At 71.5% G+C, this 3,143-nt stretch carries 2 protein-coding genes; both read right to left on the bottom strand.

The annotated features are described in order from the left end of the window. Window positions 1-1,854 (bottom strand): condensation domain-containing protein (locus H4F98_RS16550; RefSeq protein WP_182688929.1); only part of this gene is annotated, 1,854 nt, incomplete at its 3' end. A 4-nt stretch (window positions 1,855-1,858) separates the two neighbouring features. Further along, the coding region (locus H4F98_RS16545) for a non-ribosomal peptide synthetase (RefSeq protein WP_182688928.1) at window positions 1,859-3,143 on the bottom strand (1,285 nt) is incomplete at its 5' end.

The following is a 3,143-nucleotide window of genomic DNA, read 5'->3' as shown; positions in this document are numbered from 1 at the left end:
CGCGGCCGGGGCATCGACCTCCAGCGGCACGTAGGCCGCGCCGGCCTTGAGCACGGCCAGCATCGCGACCACGAAGCCGGCGCTGCGCGGGGCGCAGATCGCCACGCGTACGTCGGCGCCGACCCCGACCTCGCGCAGGCCATGGGCCAGGCGGTTGGCGGCACGGTCCAGGGCATCGAAGGTCCACTGCCGGCCTTCGCCCGTCAGCGCGAGCGCGTCGGGGGTGGCATCGACCCGAGCCTCGAAGGCCGCCTGCACGCTGGCATGCGGCAAGGGCTGAGAGGCGCCATGGACCCCGTGCAGCAGGTGCTGGCGTTGCGCTGCGTCCAGAAAGGGCAAGCGCGCGACCGGGGTCGCCGGGTCGGCAAGCGCCATGGCTTCCAGCAAGCTCGCGAAGCCCGCGAGCCAGTGCCGCAGGGTGGCTTCGTCGAAGAGGTCACGGGCGAACTCCAGTCCACCGGCAATCCCGTCCTCGCCTTCGCGCAGTGCGAGCGTGAGGTCGAAATGCGTGCTCTGGTGCTCGGGCGGAATGGCCTCCAGGGTCAGGCCCGGCAACTCGAGGCGTCCCGAGTCCGGCGTGTTGTTGAAGCTCAACACCGCCTGGCACAAGGGGCTGTGCGCCAGCGAACGCACCGGCTGCACTGCTTCGACCACCTGCTCGAACGGCACGTCCTGGTGCGCGTAGGCCTCCAGCGTGTGCTCGCGCACCTGGTCCAGCAGCGAGGCGACGGTGGTCGATGCATCGAAGCCCACGCGCAGCGCCAGCGTGTTGACGAAGAAGCCGATCAGCGGCTCGACCTCGGTGCGCTGGCGGTTCGCCACCGGCGTGCCCACCACCACCTCGTCCTGGCCGCTCAGCCGCGACAACAATGCCGACCACCCCGCGAGCAGGGTCATGAACAAAGAGGTGCCATGGCGCCGGGAGAGCGCGTGGAGCGCCTCGCACAAGGCCGGCTGCAGGTGGAACGGCAACAATCCACCCGCGTGGCTCTGCACCGGCGGCCGCGGCCGGTCGGTCGGCAGTTCCAGCAAGGTGGGTGCGCCGTCGAGCCGCGTGCGCCAGTAGTCCAGCTGCGCGTCCAGCGCGGCATGCTGCCGCTGCCAGCTGGCGAAGTCGGCATACTGAATGCGAAGCGGTGCCAGGGCCACGGCCTGTCCCTGGGCGAAACCGGCGTACAGGGCCGCCATCTCGCGCACCAGGATCCCCATCGACCAGCCGTCGGAGGCGATGTGGTGCATGGTGAACAACAGGACATGCTTCGCCTCGGCCATCGCGACGAGCGTGCAGCGCAGCATCAAGTCGCCGCCCAGGTCGAACGGACGCCCTGCATCGGCTTCCATGCGCGCGCGCAGCGCGTCCTCGCCTTCCGGTCCGGCCAGGTCGCGCAGGTCGAGCCGGTCGAGGGGCACGCGTCCCGCCGGGTGAACGCGCTGCATGGGGACGCCTTCATGCTCTTCGTAGCCCGTGCGCAGGATCGCGTGGCGTTCGACCAGTGCATCGAGTGCGTGCTGGAGCGCGTCGGGCTCGAACCGCCCCTTGAGCTCGAGCGCCGCGGGCAGGTTGTACTGGCTGCTGCCGCCTTCGAGGCGATCGATGAACCACAGTCGTTGTTGGGCGAAGGACAAGGGATGCAGCGCCGCTTCCACCGCCCGGGGGATGCAGGCAGGCTCAGGCGCACCGGCCACGCGCGCGCGGGCGAGAAAGTCCACCAGCGCATCGCGATGGGTCCGGATGCCCTCCGCGAGCGCCGGCGTGATCGCGCCCTTAGGCGCGGCGGTCTTCAGGCGCCCTGCTTCCAGCGACAACACGACCCCGGCCCCGCGAAGGGCGTCGAGCAACTCCAGCATCTTCATTGCGTTACCACTCCATTTCCTCGAGCACTTCATCGCCTGCCGGCGCGGCATCGGCCTGGGCGTGCGTCGACATCGCGTCGATGAACGCCGCCAGGCTCGCCACCGTCTGGTGCTCGAACATGTCCTTGACTTTCAACTGGCAACCGAACTCGTCGCGGACCGCCGAAGCGACGCGCGTGGCGAGCAGGGAGTGCCCCCCCATTTCGAAGAAGCCGACGTTGGCGGGCACCGGTTCCAGGCCCAGCAGGCCGCCCCAGATCGCGGCCAGCCGGTGCTCGGTCGGCGTCTGCGGCACTTCGTGCACGGCCGCGACCGCGGCTTCCGGCGCCGGCAGGCGTTGCCGGTCGACCTTGCCGTTCGCCGTCAGCGGCAACGCCGGCAACACCATGATCGACGACGGCACCATGTACGCCGGCAACCGCTCCGACAGGTCGCGGCGCAGCGCATCGGCCCCGCTCGCGTCCGACGCCACGTACGCCACCAGCCGCTTGCCCAGCGCCGGGTCCGCATGCACCACCACCACCGCGCCCCGGACCCCTGGCCGCGACGACAGCGCCGACTCGATCTCGCCCAGCTCCACCCGGAACCCGCGGATCTTCACCTGCTGGTCGTTGCGGCCCAGGTACTCCAGCGTCCCGTCCGCGCGCCAGCGCACCAGGTCGCCCGTGCGGTACATCCGCGCACCCGCCTCGCCCGCGAACGGGTCGGCCACGAAACGCTCCGCCGTCAGCGCCTCGCGCCCCAGGTAACCGCGCGCCACGCCCGCCCCGCCGATGTGCAGCTCGCCCGACACCCCCACCGGCACCGGCTGGCCCTCGCCGTCGAGCACGTACACCCGCGTGTTCGCGATCGGCCGGCCGATCGGGATCGAGCGTCCCGACGCGTCCGACCGCGTGATCTCGTGCACCACCGCGAACGTCGTCGTCTCCGTCGGCCCATACCCGTTCACCACGCGCGCCGGCGCACGACCGCCATCGAGCAGCCGCGCCACGCTGCGCGGGTCCAGCGCATCGCCGCCCACCAGCAGGTGCGACAGCCCCGCGAACGCGTCGCCCAGCCGGTCCACGTATTCGTTGAACAGCCCCACCGTCAGCCACAGCGCCGTCACCCGCGCCTCCACCAGCGCCGTCGCCAGCGCCGTCGGCGACAGCACCGTCTCGCTGTCGATCACCGCCACCCGCGCCCCCGACAGCAGCGGCGCCCACACCTCCCACGTCGAGGCGTCGAACGCCGGGTTCGCGCAATGCGCCACGCAATCGCCCGCGCCCAGCACCGCCACCTCCGGCGCC

The organism is Marilutibacter spongiae, assembly GCF_014145325.1.
Lineage (GTDB): Bacteria > Pseudomonadota > Gammaproteobacteria > Xanthomonadales > Xanthomonadaceae > Marilutibacter > Marilutibacter spongiae.
Note: the sequence above shows the minus strand (reverse complement) of the source record. Positions and strands in the feature narration are given on the sequence as shown.